This is a genomic window from Aquabacterium sp. (assembly GCF_048860245.1).
Classification (GTDB): Bacteria; Pseudomonadota; Gammaproteobacteria; order Burkholderiales; family Burkholderiaceae_C; genus Aquabacterium.
The window spans coordinates 1-16,232 of the sequence record NZ_JBLIZW010000017.1 but is presented as its reverse complement, the minus strand read 5'-3'; the positions used below and the strand labels follow the sequence as shown (position 1 = coordinate 16,232).

The 16,232-nt window shown below is 61.0% G+C and carries 11 protein-coding genes; 3 read left to right on the top strand and 8 right to left on the bottom strand.

Annotated features, from left to right (window positions below):
• A partial coding sequence (purL, locus tag ACMV18_RS01970; RefSeq protein WP_420816482.1) for a phosphoribosylformylglycinamidine synthase occupies nucleotides 1-3,248 on the bottom strand: 3,248 nt, incomplete at its 3' end.
• Between the two features lie 184 nt (nucleotides 3,249-3,432).
• Between purL and map the strand changes: the two genes are divergently transcribed.
• Complete coding sequence (gene map, locus ACMV18_RS01965; protein ID WP_420816481.1) at nucleotides 3,433-4,245, top strand: type I methionyl aminopeptidase; 813 nt, start codon at nucleotides 3,433-3,435, stop codon at nucleotides 4,243-4,245.
• A gap of 77 nt (nucleotides 4,246-4,322) precedes the next feature.
• Complete coding sequence (locus tag ACMV18_RS01960) at nucleotides 4,323-6,914, top strand: [protein-PII] uridylyltransferase (RefSeq protein WP_420816480.1); 2,592 nt, start codon at nucleotides 4,323-4,325, stop codon at nucleotides 6,912-6,914.
• 17 nt (nucleotides 6,915-6,931) lie between these two features.
• Here ACMV18_RS01960 and ACMV18_RS01955 read toward each other — a convergent pair whose 3' ends face one another.
• Nucleotides 6,932-7,135: a YdcH family protein gene (locus ACMV18_RS01955; protein WP_374257363.1), complete on the bottom strand. Its 204-nt coding sequence runs from the start codon at nucleotides 7,133-7,135 to the stop codon at nucleotides 6,932-6,934.
• Nucleotides 7,136-7,234: 99 nt separating this feature from the next.
• Here ACMV18_RS01955 and ACMV18_RS01950 point away from each other — a divergent pair, with 99 nt between their 5' ends.
• The gene (locus tag ACMV18_RS01950; RefSeq protein ID WP_374257365.1) at nucleotides 7,235-7,996 is read left to right on the top strand and encodes a PP2C family protein-serine/threonine phosphatase; all 762 of its coding nucleotides are present in this window, start codon (nucleotides 7,235-7,237) and stop codon (nucleotides 7,994-7,996) included.
• Nucleotides 7,997-8,008: 12 nt separating this feature from the next.
• On the opposite strand, the gene zapE is transcribed toward ACMV18_RS01950, so the two are convergent.
• From zapE to sodB, 6 genes are all read right to left on the bottom strand, one after another.
• Nucleotides 8,009-9,121, bottom strand: coding sequence for a cell division protein ZapE (gene zapE, locus ACMV18_RS01945; RefSeq protein WP_420816479.1), 1,113 nt, complete (start codon nucleotides 9,119-9,121; stop codon nucleotides 8,009-8,011).
• A gap of 69 nt (nucleotides 9,122-9,190) precedes the next feature.
• Entirely contained in the window at nucleotides 9,191-10,630 is a 1,440-nt protein-coding gene (gene lpdA, locus ACMV18_RS01940) for a dihydrolipoyl dehydrogenase (RefSeq protein WP_420816478.1), read from the bottom strand.
• 26 nt (nucleotides 10,631-10,656) lie between these two features.
• Nucleotides 10,657-10,977 (bottom strand): PspC domain-containing protein, encoded by a 321-nt coding sequence (locus ACMV18_RS01935; protein WP_420816477.1) that lies wholly within the window; start codon nucleotides 10,975-10,977, stop codon nucleotides 10,657-10,659.
• A gap of 79 nt (nucleotides 10,978-11,056) precedes the next feature.
• Entirely contained in the window at nucleotides 11,057-12,337 is a 1,281-nt protein-coding gene (gene odhB, locus ACMV18_RS01930) for a 2-oxoglutarate dehydrogenase complex dihydrolipoyllysine-residue succinyltransferase (protein WP_420816476.1), read from the bottom strand.
• Between the two features lie 105 nt (nucleotides 12,338-12,442).
• Nucleotides 12,443-15,301, bottom strand: a complete 2,859-nt coding sequence (locus tag ACMV18_RS01925) for a 2-oxoglutarate dehydrogenase E1 component (RefSeq protein ID WP_374257372.1) — start codon at nucleotides 15,299-15,301, stop codon at nucleotides 12,443-12,445.
• 320 nt (nucleotides 15,302-15,621) lie between these two features.
• The gene (gene sodB, locus ACMV18_RS01920; RefSeq protein WP_420816475.1) at nucleotides 15,622-16,203 is read right to left on the bottom strand and encodes a superoxide dismutase [Fe]; all 582 of its coding nucleotides are present in this window, start codon (nucleotides 16,201-16,203) and stop codon (nucleotides 15,622-15,624) included.
• Nucleotides 16,204-16,232: the final 29 nt, after the last annotated feature.

Here is a 16,232-nt window from a genome sequence, read left to right as displayed (position 1 = left end):
AAGGGCGCGGCCACGTCTTCCAGCGGGTCGAAGGTCAGGGCCACGTGCATGCCGGGGTCAGCGGCCTTGCCAATGGCTTCGTGTTCGCTGTTGGCGCAAGCGGGGTTGTCGCGCAGCTGCGCAATGCGCCAGCTCACGTCGTCCCAGGTCTTGTGCAGTTGCTCCACGGGCGCGGCAAACACCGACTTGGCATCGCGCCACACTTCCAGCGTGTGCTTGGCATTGGGCTTGCCGATGACGTGGCTGTGCTTGCTCAGGCCATGCTCGCGCAGGGTTTGCAGCACGGCGTCGCGGTCAGCAGTACGCACTTGCAGGACCAGGCCCAGTTCTTCGTTGAACAGCGCCTTCAAGGTCAGCTCGTTGCGGCGTTCGCCCACTTGGCCTGCCCAGTTCTTCGAGTCACCGAAGTCCGCGCGACTGTCGTCCACGCCGGTGCCCTCGGTCACCAGCATGTCCACATTCAGGCTCACACCGGTGTTGCCGGCGAAGGCCATTTCAGCCACGGTCGCCCACAGGCCACCGTCACCACGATCGTGGTAGGCCAGCAGCTTGCCTTGTGCGCGCAAGGCGTTCACGGCGTTCACGGCGGACTTCAGCATCTCGGGGTTGTCGCAGTCGGGCACCTCGTTGCCAAACTGGTTCAGCACCTGGGCCAGCATCGAACCACCCATGCGGTTCTTGCCTTCGCCCAAGTCCACCAAGATCAGGCTGGTGTCCAGCGTCTGCCCGTTTTCTGCTGTGACCAGTTGCGGGGTCAGCGTGCCACGCACATCCGCGATCGAGGCAAAGGCCGTCACGATCAGGGAAACGGGTGCCGTGACTTGCTTGGTTTGACCGTTGTCCGACCACTTGGTGCGCATGGACAGCGAGTCCTTGCCCACAGGAATGGACACGCCCAGTGCCGGGCACAGGTCCATGCCCACGGCCTTCACGGTATCGAACAAAGCAGCGTCTTCGCCGGCTTCACCGCAAGCGGCCATCCAGTTGGCCGACAGCTTGACGCGCGACAGTTCGATGGGCGCAGCCAGCAAGTTGGTGATGGCCTCAGCCACCGCCATGCGGCCGGACGCTGGCGCGTTCACGGACGCCAACGGCGTGCGCTCGCCCATGGCCATCGCTTCGCCGGCAAAGCCCTTGAAGTCAGCCAGGGTCACGGCCACGTCGGCCACGGGCACCTGCCAGGGGCCAACCATCTGGTCGCGGTGGTTCAGGCCACCCACGGTGCGGTCACCGATGGTGATCAGGAAACGCTTGCTGGCCACGGTGGGGTGACGCAGCACGTCCAGCGCCACGGTGTCCAGCGACACGCCGGTCAGGTCCAGCTTGCCGCCATCCCACTGCACGCGCGTCACATCGCGGTGCATCTTGGGTGGCTTGCCCAGCAGCACTTCCATGGGCATGTCCACGGCCTTGTCAGCGCCAGGCTGAGTGGTGTCTTCCAGCACCAGCTCCAGCGCTTCGGTGGCCACGCCAATCACGCCGAAGGGGCAACGCTCGCGGTTGGCCATTTCGGTGAACATGGGCAGCGACTCGGGCGCGATGGCCAGAACGTAACGTTCCTGGCTTTCGTTACACCAGATTTCCTTGGGCGCCATGCCGGACTCTTCCAGCGGCACCTTGCTCAGGTCGAAACGCGCGCCCTTGCCTGCGCCGTCCACCAGTTCAGGGAAGGCGTTGGAAATGCCACCGGCGCCCACGTCGTGAATGGCCAAGATGGGGTTGTTCGCACCCAAACCCCAGCAGTGGTTGATCACCTCTTGCGCGCGGCGCTCGATTTCCGGGTTGCCACGCTGCACCGAGTCAAAGTCCAGTGCCGCCGAGTTGGTGCCCGCCGCCATGGACGAAGCCGCCGCGCCGGCCATGCCAATGCGCATGCCAGGGCCGCCCAGTTGGATCAGCAAGGTGCCCGCGCCAAACACGATCTTCTTGGTCTGCGTGGCGTCGATGGTGCCCAAGCCACCCGCAATCATGATGGGCTTGTGGTAACCACGGCGGATGGCCTGATCGCCTTCGCCCACGTTCTGGTCGAACACGCGGAAGTAACCGCCCAGGTTGCTGCGACCGAATTCGTTGTTGAACGCGGCACCGCCCAAGGGGCCTTCGATCATGATCTGCAACGGGCTGGCAATGTGCTCAGGCTTGCCAATGGGGTTTTGCTCCCAAGGCTCGTTGGTGCCCGGCAGGTGCAGGTTCGACACCGAGAAGCCCGTCAGGCCCGACTTGGGACGCGAACCACGGCCGGTCGCGCCTTCGTCACGGATTTCACCGCCCGCTCCGGTCGATGCGCCGGGGAAAGGCGAAATGGCCGTGGGGTGGTTGTGCGTTTCCACCTTCATCAGCACATGGGCCAGCTCTTCACGGGCCTTGTACTGAGGCGCGTTGGTGTAGCCATCGGGCATCCAGCGCTCGATCTGGTGGCCTTCCATGATGGACGCGTTGTCGGCGTAAGCCACCACGGTGTGCTGCGGGTTCAGCTTTTCAGTGTTGCGGATCATGCCGAACAGCGACAAGTCCTGCTCCACGCCGTCCACGGTGAACTTGGCGTTGAAGATCTTGTGGCGGCAGTGCTCCGAGTTCGCTTGGGCGAACATCATCAGCTCCACGTCGGTCGGGTTGCGCTTCAGGCCGGTAAACGCATTGACCAGGTATTCGATTTCGTCGTCCGACAAGGCCAGACCAAAGGTCACATTGGCCTCTTCCAGCGCAACGCGACCACGACCCAGCACGTCCACGTGCTCCATCGGGGCGCCTTGCTTCTCGTCGAACAGGTGGCGGGCTTCGTCACGCGCCAGCATCACGCTCTCGGTCATGCGATCGTGCAGCAAGGCAGCGCAGGCCTGCAGGTCTTCCGCAGCCAAACCCTTGGCGCCGCCCATCAGCGCGCCGATCACACCGGCCTTCACCGTCAGGCGGTACTCGGTCACGCGCTCAACACGGCGAATCGCCAAGCCGCAGTTGTGCGCAATGTCGGTGGCCTTGGACGCCCAGGGCGACACGGTACCGAGTCGCGGCGCCACCACAATCAGATCACCTTCAGACGGGCCTTCGTAGGCATCGCCATACGTCAGCAACGCAGCCAGCTTGTCCAGTTGCGCGTGGTCAAGCGCCTTGTCCATGGCCACCCAGTGCACATGACGCGCATGAATGCCAGCAATCCGTGGATTGATGGCTTGGAGCTTGGGCAGGAGTGCCTGGACTTGGTGAGGGGCCAGGGCATTGCCGCCCTCAAAGTGCATCAGAGTGGACATCACGGAAGTGGTGCGTTCGGTCAGGGCGCAAGCGCCAAGTTGGGGCCAGTCGCAACCATGGAGGGCGACTGACAGGCGAAAAAGCGAATTTTACCGGCCCCTGACGCCAAAAGACCGCCCTGCATGTGGAAACTGAAACCCATGTGACAGCACAAGGCACGCGAATTGCGGATAATTTCGTCCCATGACGATCACCATCAAGACCGGCGCCGACATCGACGCCATGCGCATCGCGTGCCGACTGGCCTCCGAGGTGCTGGACTACCTCACGCCTTTTGTCAAACCAGGCGCCACCACCGAAGAGCTGGACAAGCTGGCCCACGACTACATGGTCGACGTGCAAGGCTGCATTCCCGCGCCCCTGAACTACGCCCCCGGCGGCCACAAGCCCTACCCCAAATCGATCTGCACCTCGATCAACCATCAGGTCTGTCACGGGATCCCCAACGATCGCCCGCTGAAAGATGGTGACATCGTCAACATCGACATCACCGTCATCAAAGACGGTTGGCACGGAGACACCAGCCGCATGTTCATTTGCGGAAACGGCTCCATCGCAGCCAAGCGTCTGTGCGCCTTCACCTACGATGCCATGTGGAAAGGCATCGCCAAGGTCAAGCCTGGCGCTCGCCTGGGCGACATCGGTCACGCCATCCAGACCTTCGCCGAAAGCAACGGTTTCTCCGTGGTGCGCGAGTTCTGCGGTCACGGTATCGGCCAGAAGTTCCACGAAGAACCTCAAGTGCTGCACTACGGCCGCCCTGGCACGCTCGAAGAGCTCAAGCCCGGCATGGTCTTCACCATCGAGCCCATGATCAACGCCGGCAAGAAGGACATCAAGTCCCTGGGAGACGGCTGGACCATCGTGACGAAGGACCGTTCACTCTCTGCACAGTGGGAACACACCGTTCTCGTGACCGAGACGGGCTACGAAGTGCTGACCCTGTCAGCCGGCAGCCCACCGCTGCCCGACTTCATCACGTCGACCAAGACCTGATCACGCCCCGCAAGCCCTGCCCTTTGACGGCGGGGCTTTTTGCATCAGCACGCAGACCTCAACACACCCGCCACACCATGTCCCTGGACATCGCCGCCCTGCGCCAGCAGTTCCGCACAGCAAAGGCTGACATCCTTGACCAATTTCAGCAAAGCCGTCCCACCACGGCCTCGGCCAGCCGGCTGCTGACCAAGCTGGCCAAGCTGGTCGATCACACGCTCAGCCAGTTGTGGGAAGCGCAAGCACTGCCCCGTGGCGCGGCCTTGGTCGCCGTGGGCGGCTATGGGCGTGGCGAACTCTTTCCCCACTCCGACATTGACGTGCTGTTGCTGATGCCCGTCACGCCTTCGGTGGCAGGAGAAGACAGTCTCGCCCCCGCTGTCGAGCAGTTCATCACCGCATGCTGGGACATTGGGCTGGAAATTGGCTCCAGCGTCCGCACGGTGGACGAATGCAGCGAGGAAGCCAAGCAAGACATCACCGTTCAAACAGCCTTGCTGGAAGCTCGCTACCTGTGCGGCAGCAAGTCGCGCTTTGAAGAACTGCACCACGCCACCTACCGCAACATGGACGTGCGTGCGTTCATGACGGCCAAGACGCTGGAAATGCGTCAGCGCCACACCAAGTACGAAGACACGCCCTACTCGCTGGAGCCCAACTGCAAGGAAAGCCCCGGCGGCTTGCGTGACCTGCAAGTGGTGGTGTGGCTGGCCCGCGCCGCACGCCTGGGTCGCAACTGGCACGAAATGGCCCGCAACGGCCTGCTGACACCGTTCGAGGCTCGGCAACTGCAGCGCCATGAAGGCACGCTGAAGCTCATTCGCGCCCGCCTGCATGTTCTGGCGCGCCGGCGCGAAGATCGCCTGGTCTTCGACCTGCAAACAGCCGTCGCCGAGTCCTTCGGCTACACCAACACCCCCGCTCTGCGCGCCAGCGAAGTGCTGATGCGCCGCTACTACTGGGCAGCCAAGGCCGTTACCCAGCTCAACCTGATCCTGATGCAAAACATCGAGGAACGGGTACTGGGTTCGCAAGACGCCCCCATGCGCGTCATCAACGAACGTTTTCTGGACAAGGGCGGTTTGCTGGAGGTTGTCAGCGACGACCTTTACGTTCGCGACAAGCACGCCATCCTGGCCACGTTCCTGACGCTTCAGCAAGAAAACACGCTCAAGGGCCTGTCTGCACGCACGCTGCGTGCCCTGTACAACGCCCGCACGGTCATGGACGGCGCCTTCCGCAAAGACCCCGTCAACCGCGTCACCTTCATGGCCATCCTCAAAGAGGGTCAGGGGCAGACCCGCGTCATGCGCCTGCTCAACCAAACCTCGGTGCTGGGCCGCTACCTTTGGGTGTTCCGCCGCATCGTCGGCCAGATGCAGCACGACCTCTTCCACGTCTACACCGTGGACCAGCACATCCTCATGGTCGTGCGCAACATGCGCCGCTTCTTCATCCCGGAGCATGCGCACGAATACCCCTTCTGCACGCAACTGGCCGCGCAGTGGGAAAAGCCTTGGCTGCTCTACATCGCTGCACTGTTTCACGACGTGGCCAAGGGCCGCGGCGGCGATCACTCCGAACTGGGGGCCGTGGAAGTGCGCCGCTTCTGCAAAGACCACGGCATCACGGGTGACGACGCCGAGCTGATCGAGTTCGTCGTGTCAGAACACCTGACCATGTCGCGCATCGCCCAAAAGGAAGACCTCTCGGATCCCGATGTCATCCAGGCTTTTGCCAAACGTGTTCGCAACGAGCGTCACCTCACCGGCCTCTATCTGCTGACCGTGGCCGACATCCGTGGCACCAGCCCCAAGGTCTGGAACGCCTGGAAAGGCAAGCTGCTGGAGGACCTGTACAAGCTGACGCTGCGTGCGCTCGGCGGGTCCAAACCCCACCTCGATGCCGAAATCGAGGCCCGCAAGGAACAAGCCCGCAGCACGCTGGCGCTGTACTTCATGCCCCCCGGCATTGAAACCAAGCTCTGGCAGACGCTGGACATGAGCTATTTCGCTCGCCACGATGCGGCAGACATCGCCTGGCACACCCGCATGCTGTTCCGGCATGTCCAGACCGACAAGCCCGTCGTGGCCGCCCGCCTTTCCGCCATCGGTGAAGGCCTGCAAGTGCTGGTCTACGCACCAGACAAGGCAGACGTGTTTGCGCGCATCTGCAGCTATTTCGCGCAGACCGGCTTCACCATTCAGGACGCACGCATTCACACCACGGCCAGCGGTTACGCGCTGGACACCTTCCAGGTCATGGAGGGCGACAACTTCAAATTCGAAGGCGTGCACTACCGCGACATGATCGCGCTGGTCGAAACGCAACTGGCTGAGACCGTGGCCAGTGACAAACCGCTGCCCGAACCGATCCGTGGCCGTCTGTCTCGCCGGGTGAAGTCATTCCCCATTCAGCCTCGCGTCAGCCTGCGTCCGGATGAACGCGCGCAGCGTTGGCTGTTGAGTGTGTCCGCCAGTGACCGATCCGGCCTGCTCTACTCGATTGCCCGCGTCCTTGCCAAACACCAGGTCAGCGTTCAACTCGCCAAGGTCACCACACTGGGTGAACGGGTGGAAGACACGTTCTTGGTCACCGGTGATGTGCTCCGCACCGATCGGAAACAGCTCGAGATCGAAACCGAGATGCTCAGCACCCTGGCATCCTGACTTCCAGAGCGCTCGCGTCAAGCGGGCTCTTTGGGATCCAGCAGCAATTCCAGCGCAGCAATCTGGTCCCGCAACAACAAGCGACGCTTTTTCAGACGCCGCAAGGACAGCTCATCCACCGGCGATTGTTCGGCTGCCCGGTCAATCAGGTTGTCCAGATCCGCATGCTCCATGCGCAGTTCGATGAGTTGACGTTGGGGCGAATGAAGGTTTTCTGACATCGTGGTGGCCGACTGATGCCGTCCCTGGACGCGTGAACAAGGGATCACCCGAGCACGGATCGTCCCAGAAGGAATGCTTTTCGGCATTATAGTTTTCCCATGAATGCAGCAACTTCCAGTTTTCGACTGGTTGCCGCCACCGGCATCCACCGAGGAGACAGGCCTTACCAACAAGACCAACTCGTCCTGCTCCCACACCCACGCACAAAAGGTTGTGTCATGGGCTTGGTGGCAGACGGCATGGGTGGCAAAAGTGGTGGCCGCAAAGCAGCGGATCAGGTCGTCATGACCGCGCAGCAGGTCTTTGAGCGATACGTCCCCAGCAAAGACATCCCCGAGCAAATGCTGGCGCAGTTGATCCATGAGGCGCACCTCATGATCAAACTCACAGCCATTGCCTCAGAAGAAGAGCCTCACAGCACCATCGGCACCTATGTGATCCACCCCGATCGCACAGCATGTGTGGCCTGGGCCGGAGACACGCGGGTGTATCACTTCCGTGGCCCGGAAATGGTGTTCCGCACCAAGGATCACTCCTTCGTGCAGCGCTTGGTCGATGAAGGCCAGATCACCGAAGAAGAAGCCAATGTGCACCCCCAGTCCAACCTGCTCACCGGCTGCTTGGGTACACAAACCGATCCCCCCGTGGGCGTGCACTTCATCAATCAGCTCCAGACCGGCGACACGCTGATGGTGTGCTCGGACGGCCTGTGGCACTACTTCACACCCAAAGAGTTAGGCGCCATCGTGCACACCCTGCCCCCGCGTGAAGCGGCCGAAATGCTGGTCAGCAAGGCCCGCCATCGCGCACGCGGAGGTGGCGACAACCTCTCCATCGTCATCGTCCGCGTCGAGGGCTGAGCCCCACGCGCATCAGGTCAGCGAGGTGTCGACAATGCGACGCTCCTCGCTGAGGTATTCCTTCGATTGCATTTCGTTGAGTCGAGACACCGTCCGAGGGAACTCGTGCGACAGCGGCCCCTCGGTGTAGAGCTGCTCAGGTGGCACCTCCGCCGAGATCACCAGTTTGACGCGACGGTCATACAGCACATCCACCAGCCAGGTGAAACGTCGCGCCTCGGACGCCATCTTGACCGGCATGTGAGGCACGTCACTCAGCAAGATGGTGTGGAACTGGTTGGCCAACTCCAGATAGTCATTCTGTGATCGCGGACCGCAGCACAAGGTCTGGAAATCGAACCAGACCACGCCACCCGCCTTGCGCTTGGCCTTGAGCACGCGGTGCTCGATGTTCAGGGACGGGTTCTCATCGGCCACCTCGGCCAGTTTGTCAAACACCTCATGCATTTGCTGCTCGGTGTCAGCATTCAGCGGGGTCAGATACAAATTGGCCAATTCCAGCGTGCGACGACGGTAGTCGGTCCCGTTGTCCACATTCACCACTTGCAGTTGGCTCTTGAGCAGCTCGATCGCGGGCAGGATGCGATCGCGGTGCAAGCCGTTCGGATACAACTCATCCGGATGGAAGTTGGACGTCGTGACGATGCTCATGCGGTTGCGGAACATCGCATCCAGCAAGCGGTGCAAGATCATCGCGTCCGTCACATCGGCCACGTGAAACTCGTCAAAGCAGATCAGACGATACTTGCGCGACATGCGCTGGGCCAGCACATCCAGCGGGTTGGCCACCCCTTTGAGCTCATGCAACTGACGGTGCACCTCACGCATGAACTCGTGAAAGTGCAGGCGCGTTTTGCGCTGCAGCGGCACCGCGTTGAAGAAGCAATCCATGATGAAGCTCTTGCCGCGCCCCACCCCGCCGTACATGTACACGCCTTTGGGCAACGGCGGATAGCGCAGCATCTTGGTGAGCGCGTTCGAGCGCTGCCCCTTGTACGCGCCCCACTCATCCTGACAGCGTTGCAATGCAGCGATGCCCTTGAGTTGGGCGTCGTCGGCCTTGTAGCCACGCTCGACCAGGCTCTGCTCGTACATTTGGGTGACGGAGATGGCAGGCTTGCTCATGGAAAGAACTGAATAAAACAAAGAAAAGGGGCAGCGATGCTGCCCCTGATTGAGAGTGCCGCAGCAAACTCAGAAGTTTAAGGTGCGCTTGTCCACTGCGAGCGCCGCTTCCTTCGTCGCCTCACTCAGGCTGGGGTGAGCGTGACAAATGCGCGCGATATCTTCCGCGCTGGCCTTGAATTCCATGGCCACAACGGCTTCCGAAATCAACTCGCTGGCAAACGGACCCACGATGTGCACGCCCAGGATTTCGTCGGTCGCGGCATCCGCCAGGAACTTGACGAAGCCGGTGGTGTCACCCAAGGCACGCGCACGACCATTCGCCATGAACGGGAAGGAACCGGCCTTGTAGGCACGGCCCTCCGCTTTCAACGCCTGCTCGGTCTTGCCGACCCAGGCGATCTCTGGGCTGGTGTAAATCACCCAGGGAATGGTGTTGAAGTTGACGTGCCCATGCTGACCCGCGATGCGCTCAGCCACGGCCACACCCTCTTCTTCTGCCTTGTGCGCCAGCATCGGACCACGCACCACGTCACCCACCGCCCACACATTGGGTAGGTTGGTCTTGCAGTCGTCGTCCACCACGATGGCACCACGCTCGTCCAGCTTCAAGCCGACGGCTTCCACATTCAAGCCGTTGGTGTTGGGCACCCGGCCAATCGACACGATCAGCTTGTCCACTTCCAGCAGTTGCGCTTCACCCTTGGCGTCGGCATACGCCACGCTGACGCCTTGTACCTTGCCCTTCTTGGTCGTCTTGATCTCGCCGATCTTCACGCCCAGTTGCAGCTTCAGGCCTTGCTTGGTGAACGCCTTTTGCGCCTCCTTGGCCACCTGCTCGTCCACGGCAGCCAGGAAGGTGGGCAGTGCTTCCAGCACGGTCACTTCTGCACCCAGACGGCGCCAGACCGAACCCATTTCGAGGCCGATCACGCCAGAACCAATCACGCCCAGCTTCTTCGGCACTTCGCCGATGGCCAGTGCACCTTCATTCGACAAAATCAGCTTCTCGTCGAACTCTGCGCCGGGCAGCTGGCGTGCGTTCGAGCCGGTTGCCACAATGATGTGCTTGCCGACCAGGGTCTCGGCCTTCTCGCCGGCCACCGCGATCTCATAACCACCGTCTGTGGCCTTCACGAAGGAACCGCGGCCGTGGAAGAAGCTGACCTTGTTCTTCTTGAACAGGTACAAGATACCGTCGTTGTTTTGCTTCACAACGGTGTTCTTGCGGCCAATCATCTTGGCGACATCCATCTTCAGGCCTTCGACCGTGATGCCGTGATCGGCAAAGTGGTGCGACGCCTGTTCGAAATGCTCGGACGACTGCAGCAGGGCCTTGGAAGGAATGCAACCCACGTTGGTGCAGGTACCGCCCGGTGCGGGGCCGCCCTTGTCGTTCTTCCACTCGTCGATGCATGCGGCCTTGAAGCCCAGTTGAGCGGCGCGAATGGCTGCGATGTAGCCACCGGGGCCACCGCCGATGACGATAACGTCGAATTGATTGGACATGGTGTGTTTGGCTGGTTAATGCGTGTTCATTCGTGCGGGACGAAGATCCACAGCAGGATGTAGAGCATGAGGCCTGCGCCCCAGAACAGGAACAACAACGCAAAGGCAAGACGCCAGACCCAGGACTCGGTGTCAGTCAGGACGGCGATACCGCCACAGACTCCACCCAGCCAGCGATCGGCTTGTGACCGACGCAGGCGATTGACCGCTGCGGGCTCTCGACTCAATGGGGAGAGGATCTGCCCTCCATCAATGAGCTTCGATTTGAGCCGCTGGAATTCCTCGTCGGTCAACACGCCTCTCTCGTGAAGAGACGCCAGCTTGACGAGTTCATCCGCAACGGACATGGGTGGCTCCTGGAAATCCGGCTGAATGCAGGTCCGGAGCGGGCCCTTGTGAGGCCCGTCCGGCCGCAAAACTCAAAAATCAGATGTCGAACAGCAGGCGAGCCGGGTCTTCCAGCGCTTCCTTCATGGCCACCAGACCCAGCACGGCCTCGCGACCGTCGATGATGCGGTGGTCATAGGACATCGCCAGATAGTTGATCGGACGGATCACGATCTGGCCGTTCTCCACCACGGCGCGATCCTTGGTGGCGTGCACGCCCAGGATGGCCGATTGAGGCGGGTTGATGATGGGGGTCGACAGCATCGAACCAAACACACCACCGTTGGAGATGGAGAAGGTACCGCCAGTCATTTCTTCGATGCCCAGCTTGCCGTCGCGAGCCTTCACACCGAATTCGGCGATCTTCTTCTCGATCTCGGCAAAGGTCATCTGGTCGACGTTGCGCAGCACTGGCACCACCAGACCACGGGGCGAACCCACGGCCACACCGATGTCGAAGTAACCGTGATAGACGATGTCATTGCCGTCCACCGAGGCGTTCAACACGGGGTACTTCTTCAGCGCATGCACGGCGGCCTTCACGAAGAAAGACATGAAGCCCAGCTTGCAACCGTGTTCCTTCTCGAACTTCTCCTGGAACTTCTTGCGCATTTCCATCACCGGCGCCATGTTCACTTCGTTGAACGTGGTCAGGATGGCGTTGGTGGCTTGTGACTGCAGCAGACGCTCGGCCACACGGGCACGCAGACGGCTCATCGGCACGCGCTGCTCAGGGCGGTCGGCCAGGTTGTTCGGGGCAACAGGTGCTTGAACGGCAGGCAGCGAGCTGGTCGGCACACCGGTGGGGATGCCAGCGGTCGGGGCCACAGCGGCAGCCGGCGCCGCAGGCTTTGCACCGCCCGCAACGGCGGCCAGCACGTCACCCTTGGTCACGCGGCCATCTTTGCCAGTACCGGCCACTTGCGCAGCACTCAGGCCGTTGTCAGCCAACAGCTTGGCGGCGGCGGGCATGGCCACATCAGCCTTGCTGCCACCTGTTGCGGCCGCAGCGGCTGCGGGCGCAGCAGCAGGAGCCGCTGCGGGTGCTGCTGCCGGAGCAGCCACTGCACCTGCAGATGCTTCGGTGTCGATGCGAGCGATCACCTGGTCAGAGACCACGGTACCGCCATCGCCCACAACCAACTCGGCCAGCACGCCAGCGCTAGGCGCAGGCACTTCCAGAACGACCTTGTCGGTTTCGATCTCGATGAGGATTTCGTCCGCAGCGACCGCCTCACCGGGCTTTTTCTTCCACTGCAACAGGGTGGCTTCTGCCACCGACTCAGACAACTGAGGAACCTTGACGTCAATGATTGCCATGATGTGTATCTCCTGTTGCGATCACGGCTTGCTGGCGGGGGCGCCCTCCGCTCCTGTGAGCGGTCCAATTTGGCGCAACTCCCGCGAGCCGCGATCGCCTAAACCTTACTTGTTCAGAACGAAGCCCTTGAGCTTGGCGAATGCCTGGTCCAGCAGTGCTTTCTGCTGATCCTGGTGCAAGTGGGCGTAACCCACTGCAGGCGAAGCAGAGGCCGGACGACCGGCGTAACCCAACTTCTGACCATCGGCCATGTTCTCGTGGATGTAGTGCTGTACGAAGAACCAAGCACCTTGGTTCTGAGGTTCATCCTGGCACCACACAAACTCGGCAAGGTTCGGATACTTCTTCAGTTCGGCTGCGAAAGCCTTGTGAGGGAACGGATAGAGCTGTTCAACACGGATGATGGCCGTGTCGGTGGCCTTCTTCTCGGCACGCTTCTTGACCAGGTCGTAATAGACCTTGCCAGAGCAACAGACCACGCGCTTGACCTTGCTGTTATCGATGCTCTCGTCCACCTCACCGATCACGGTGCGGAATTCACCGCGCGTGAACTCGTTCAATGGCGAGGTCGCATCTTTGTTACGCAGCAGAGACTTTGGCGTCATCAGCACCAGAGGCTTGCGGAACTGACGCACCATCTGACGACGCAACACGTGGAAGATCTGGCTGGCCGAGGTCGGCTGCACGATCTGCATGTTGTTGTCAGCGGCCAGCTGCATGAAGCGCTCCAGGCGAGCCGAACTGTGCTCCGGGCCCTGACCTTCGTAGCCGTGCGGCAGCATCAGGGTCAGACCGTTGGCACGGCCCCACTTCACTTCGCCCGAGGCGATGAACTGGTCAATCACCACCTGCGCACCGTTGGCGAAGTCACCGAACTGTGCTTCCCAGATCACCAGGCTGTTGGGGTCGGAACCAGCGTAGCCGTACTCGAAGCCCAACACGGCTTCTTCAGACAAGATGGAGTCGATGACCACAAACGGAGCTTGGTTCTCACCAATGTGTTGCAGCGGCACATAGGTGCCTTCATCGAACTTCTCACGGTTCTGATCGTGCAGCACAGCGTGACGGTGGGTGAAAGTACCGCGACCGCAGTCTTCACCCGACAGGCGCACCGGATAGCCCGACGCCACCAGCGAGGCAAACGCCATGTGTTCGCCCATGCCCCAGTCCACATTGATCTCGCCGCGGCCCATGGCAGCACGATCATCCAGCACCTTCTGAACCAGCGGATGTGGCTTGAAGTTCGCGGGCACCGTGGTGATGCGCTCGGCCAGACGGCGGAACTCAGCCAGCGGCAAAGCGGTGTCAGCCGAGTCGGTCCACTTCTTGTTCAAGAAGGGCGTCCAGTCCACCGCATACTTGCTCTTGAAGTTGGTCAGCACAGGATCGACCGTGTGCTTACCGGCTTCCATCGCAGCACGGTACTCCTTGACCAACTGGTCAGGGCCATCAGCCGGCATCGAACCACCGGCCACCAGGCGGTCGCCATAGACCTTGCGGGTGCCGGGGTGCTGACCGATCTTCTTGTACATCAGCGGCTGGGTCATGGCAGGCGTATCCTGCTCGTTGTGGCCCAGCTTGCGGAAGCAGACGATGTCCACCACCACGTCCTTGTTGAACTGCTGACGGTAGTCCATGGCCAACTGCGTGCACAGCACGACGGCTTCCGGATCATCGCCGTTCACGTGCAGCACAGGGGCTTCGATCATCTTGACCACGTCAGAGCAATACAGCGTCGAGCGTGTATCGCGTGGATCAGAGGTGGTGAAACCGATCTGGTTGTTGATCACGATGTGCACCGTGCCGCCCGTGTAGTAACCACGGGTCTGGGCCAGTGCCAGCGTTTCCATGACAACGCCCTGACCAGCAAAGGCAGCGTCACCGTGCACCTGCACTGGCAGCACTTGCGAGCCCTTGGTGTCGCCACGGCGATCCATACGGGCCTTGACCGACCCCTCGATCACCGGGTTCACGATTTCCAGGTGAGACGGGTTGAACGACAGCGACAAGTGAACAGGGCCACCGGCCGTCGAGACGTCGGACGAGAAGCCTTGGTGGTACTTCACGTCACCCGCGGGCAGGTGCTCAGGTGCAGTGTGCTCGAACTCGGAGAACAGGTCCTTGGGCTGCTTACCCAGGGTGTTGACCAGCACATTCAGGCGACCACGGTGGGCCATGCCAATCACGATTTCCTGCACGCCGCTTTCGCCAGCGCGCTGGATCAGTTCATCCATCGAAGCGATGAACGACTCACCACCTTCCAGCGAGAAGCGCTTCTGCCCCACATACTTGGTGTGCAGGAAGCGCTCCAGACCTTCGGCTGCCGTCAGGCGCTCGAGGATGTGCTTTTTCTTCTCGGCGCTGAATGTGGGCTTGGAACGAATGGATTCCAGACGCTCTTGCCACCAACGTTTTTCACCGGGATCGGTGATGTGCATGAACTCGGCACCGATGCTGCCGCAATAGGTTTCACGCAGAGCCTGCACGATTTCGCGCAGGGTCATGTGCTCAGCCTTGGTGAAGTACGTGTTCGTGGCACTGAACGTGATGTCCATGTCGGACTCGCTCAGGTCGTAGAACGCGGGCTCTAACTCGGGAATCTTGGGGCGTTCCTGACGCTTGAGCGGATCCAGATCCGCCCAGCGGGAACCGAGGAAGCGATAGGCAGCAATCAGAGATTGAACGTGCACCTGTTTACGCGCCACAGCCAGATCAGCGGAGCTGGTCTTGACCATGAAGGCATTGGCCTTGGCACGCTGGGCAAACGACTCGACGACCGGCGCATGCGCCACGTCACGATGATCAGTGCCATCAGTTGCGGGAACGTTCTGGAGGGCGTCGAAGTAGGCGCGCCAGTTATCTGGCACAGAACCGGGGTTGTCGAGATACGCCTCGTACAACTCTTCAACGTAGGGGGCGTTACCCCCGAACAGGTACGAATTCGACCTGAACTGCTGCATCATTTCGCTCACCTCACTCCCAGGTTTCCTGGGACATTGGCTGGTTAAAAACCTTCCGCGACACGGCTTGACCGGTTGGCGGATTGCGGACCCGCCTTGCTGACTGCCGAGAACAAAATCCAGCAAGGGCGACGGGAAGGGCCGTAAACGAAGTCACTGTAGCACCGTTATCCAGCCCTGCGCGCCCAAAGTGTCAATTTTTCGGGCCTATCCTCAAAACCTAGGGAAATTCACCATTACAGGCAAAAGCAAAAAAAGCCGAGCAAAAAAACAAAAGGCCGAGCAGTGCTCGGCCTTTGAGTGTTGAGAGAAAAACGCGGCGATCAGCCGAAGTTCTTCTCAGCAAATTCCCAGTTCACCAGGCTGTTCAGGAACACTTCCACGAACTTGGGACGGGCATTGCGATAGTCGATGTAGTAAGCGTGCTCCCACACGTCGATGGTCAGCAGCGCAGTGTCGCCAGTGGTCAGAGGCGTGCCGGCGGGGCCGAAGTTGGCGATGTCCACCGAACCGTCAGCCTTCTTCACCAGGAAGGTCCAGCCGGAGCCGAAGTTACCCACAGCAGACTTGGTGAAGGCTTCCTTGAACGCGTCATAGCTGCCGAACTTGGCGTTGATGGCCTCAGCCAGCTTGCCAGAAGGAGCGCCACCGCCGTTCGGCTTCATGCAGTTCCAGAAGAAAGTGTGGTTCCACACCTGAGCGGCATTGTTGTAGACGCCACCGCTGGACTTCTTGACGATCTCTTCCAGCGACAGGGCTTCGAACTCCGTACCAGGGATCAGGTTGTTCAGGTTGGTGACGTAAGCCTGATGGTGCTTGCCGTAGTGGTACTCGAAGGTCTCGGCGCTGATGTGCGGAGCCAGAGCGTCTTGAGCGTACGGCAGTGGGGGAAGCGTATGTGCCATGGTGCTGATCCTCTGATGGATGGGTGGTG

What these genes read in the sequence shown, in the direction of transcription:
- ACMV18_RS01950 (WP_374257365.1), top strand. Translation starts at nt 7,235, where the DNA reads ATGAATGCAGCAACTTCCAGTTTTCGACTGGTTGCCGCCACCGGCATC.
- ACMV18_RS01960 (WP_420816480.1), top strand. Translation starts at nt 4,323, where the DNA reads ATGTCCCTGGACATCGCCGCCCTGCGCCAGCAGTTCCGCACAGCAAAG.
- sodB (WP_420816475.1), bottom strand. Translation starts at nt 16,203, where the DNA reads ATGGCACATACGCTTCCCCCACTGCCGTACGCTCAAGACGCTCTGGCT.
- odhB (WP_420816476.1), bottom strand. Translation starts at nt 12,337, where the DNA reads ATGGCAATCATTGACGTCAAGGTTCCTCAGTTGTCTGAGTCGGTGGCA.
- ACMV18_RS01935 (WP_420816477.1), bottom strand. Translation starts at nt 10,977, where the DNA reads ATGTCCGTTGCGGATGAACTCGTCAAGCTGGCGTCTCTTCACGAGAGA.
- map (WP_420816481.1), top strand. Translation starts at nt 3,433, where the DNA reads ATGACGATCACCATCAAGACCGGCGCCGACATCGACGCCATGCGCATC.
- zapE (WP_420816479.1), bottom strand. Translation starts at nt 9,121, where the DNA reads ATGAGCAAGCCTGCCATCTCCGTCACCCAAATGTACGAGCAGAGCCTG.
- lpdA (WP_420816478.1), bottom strand. Translation starts at nt 10,630, where the DNA reads ATGTCCAATCAATTCGACGTTATCGTCATCGGCGGTGGCCCCGGTGGC.
- ACMV18_RS01925 (WP_374257372.1), bottom strand. Translation starts at nt 15,301, where the DNA reads ATGATGCAGCAGTTCAGGTCGAATTCGTACCTGTTCGGGGGTAACGCC.
- ACMV18_RS01955 (WP_374257363.1), bottom strand. Translation starts at nt 7,135, where the DNA reads ATGTCAGAAAACCTTCATTCGCCCCAACGTCAACTCATCGAACTGCGC.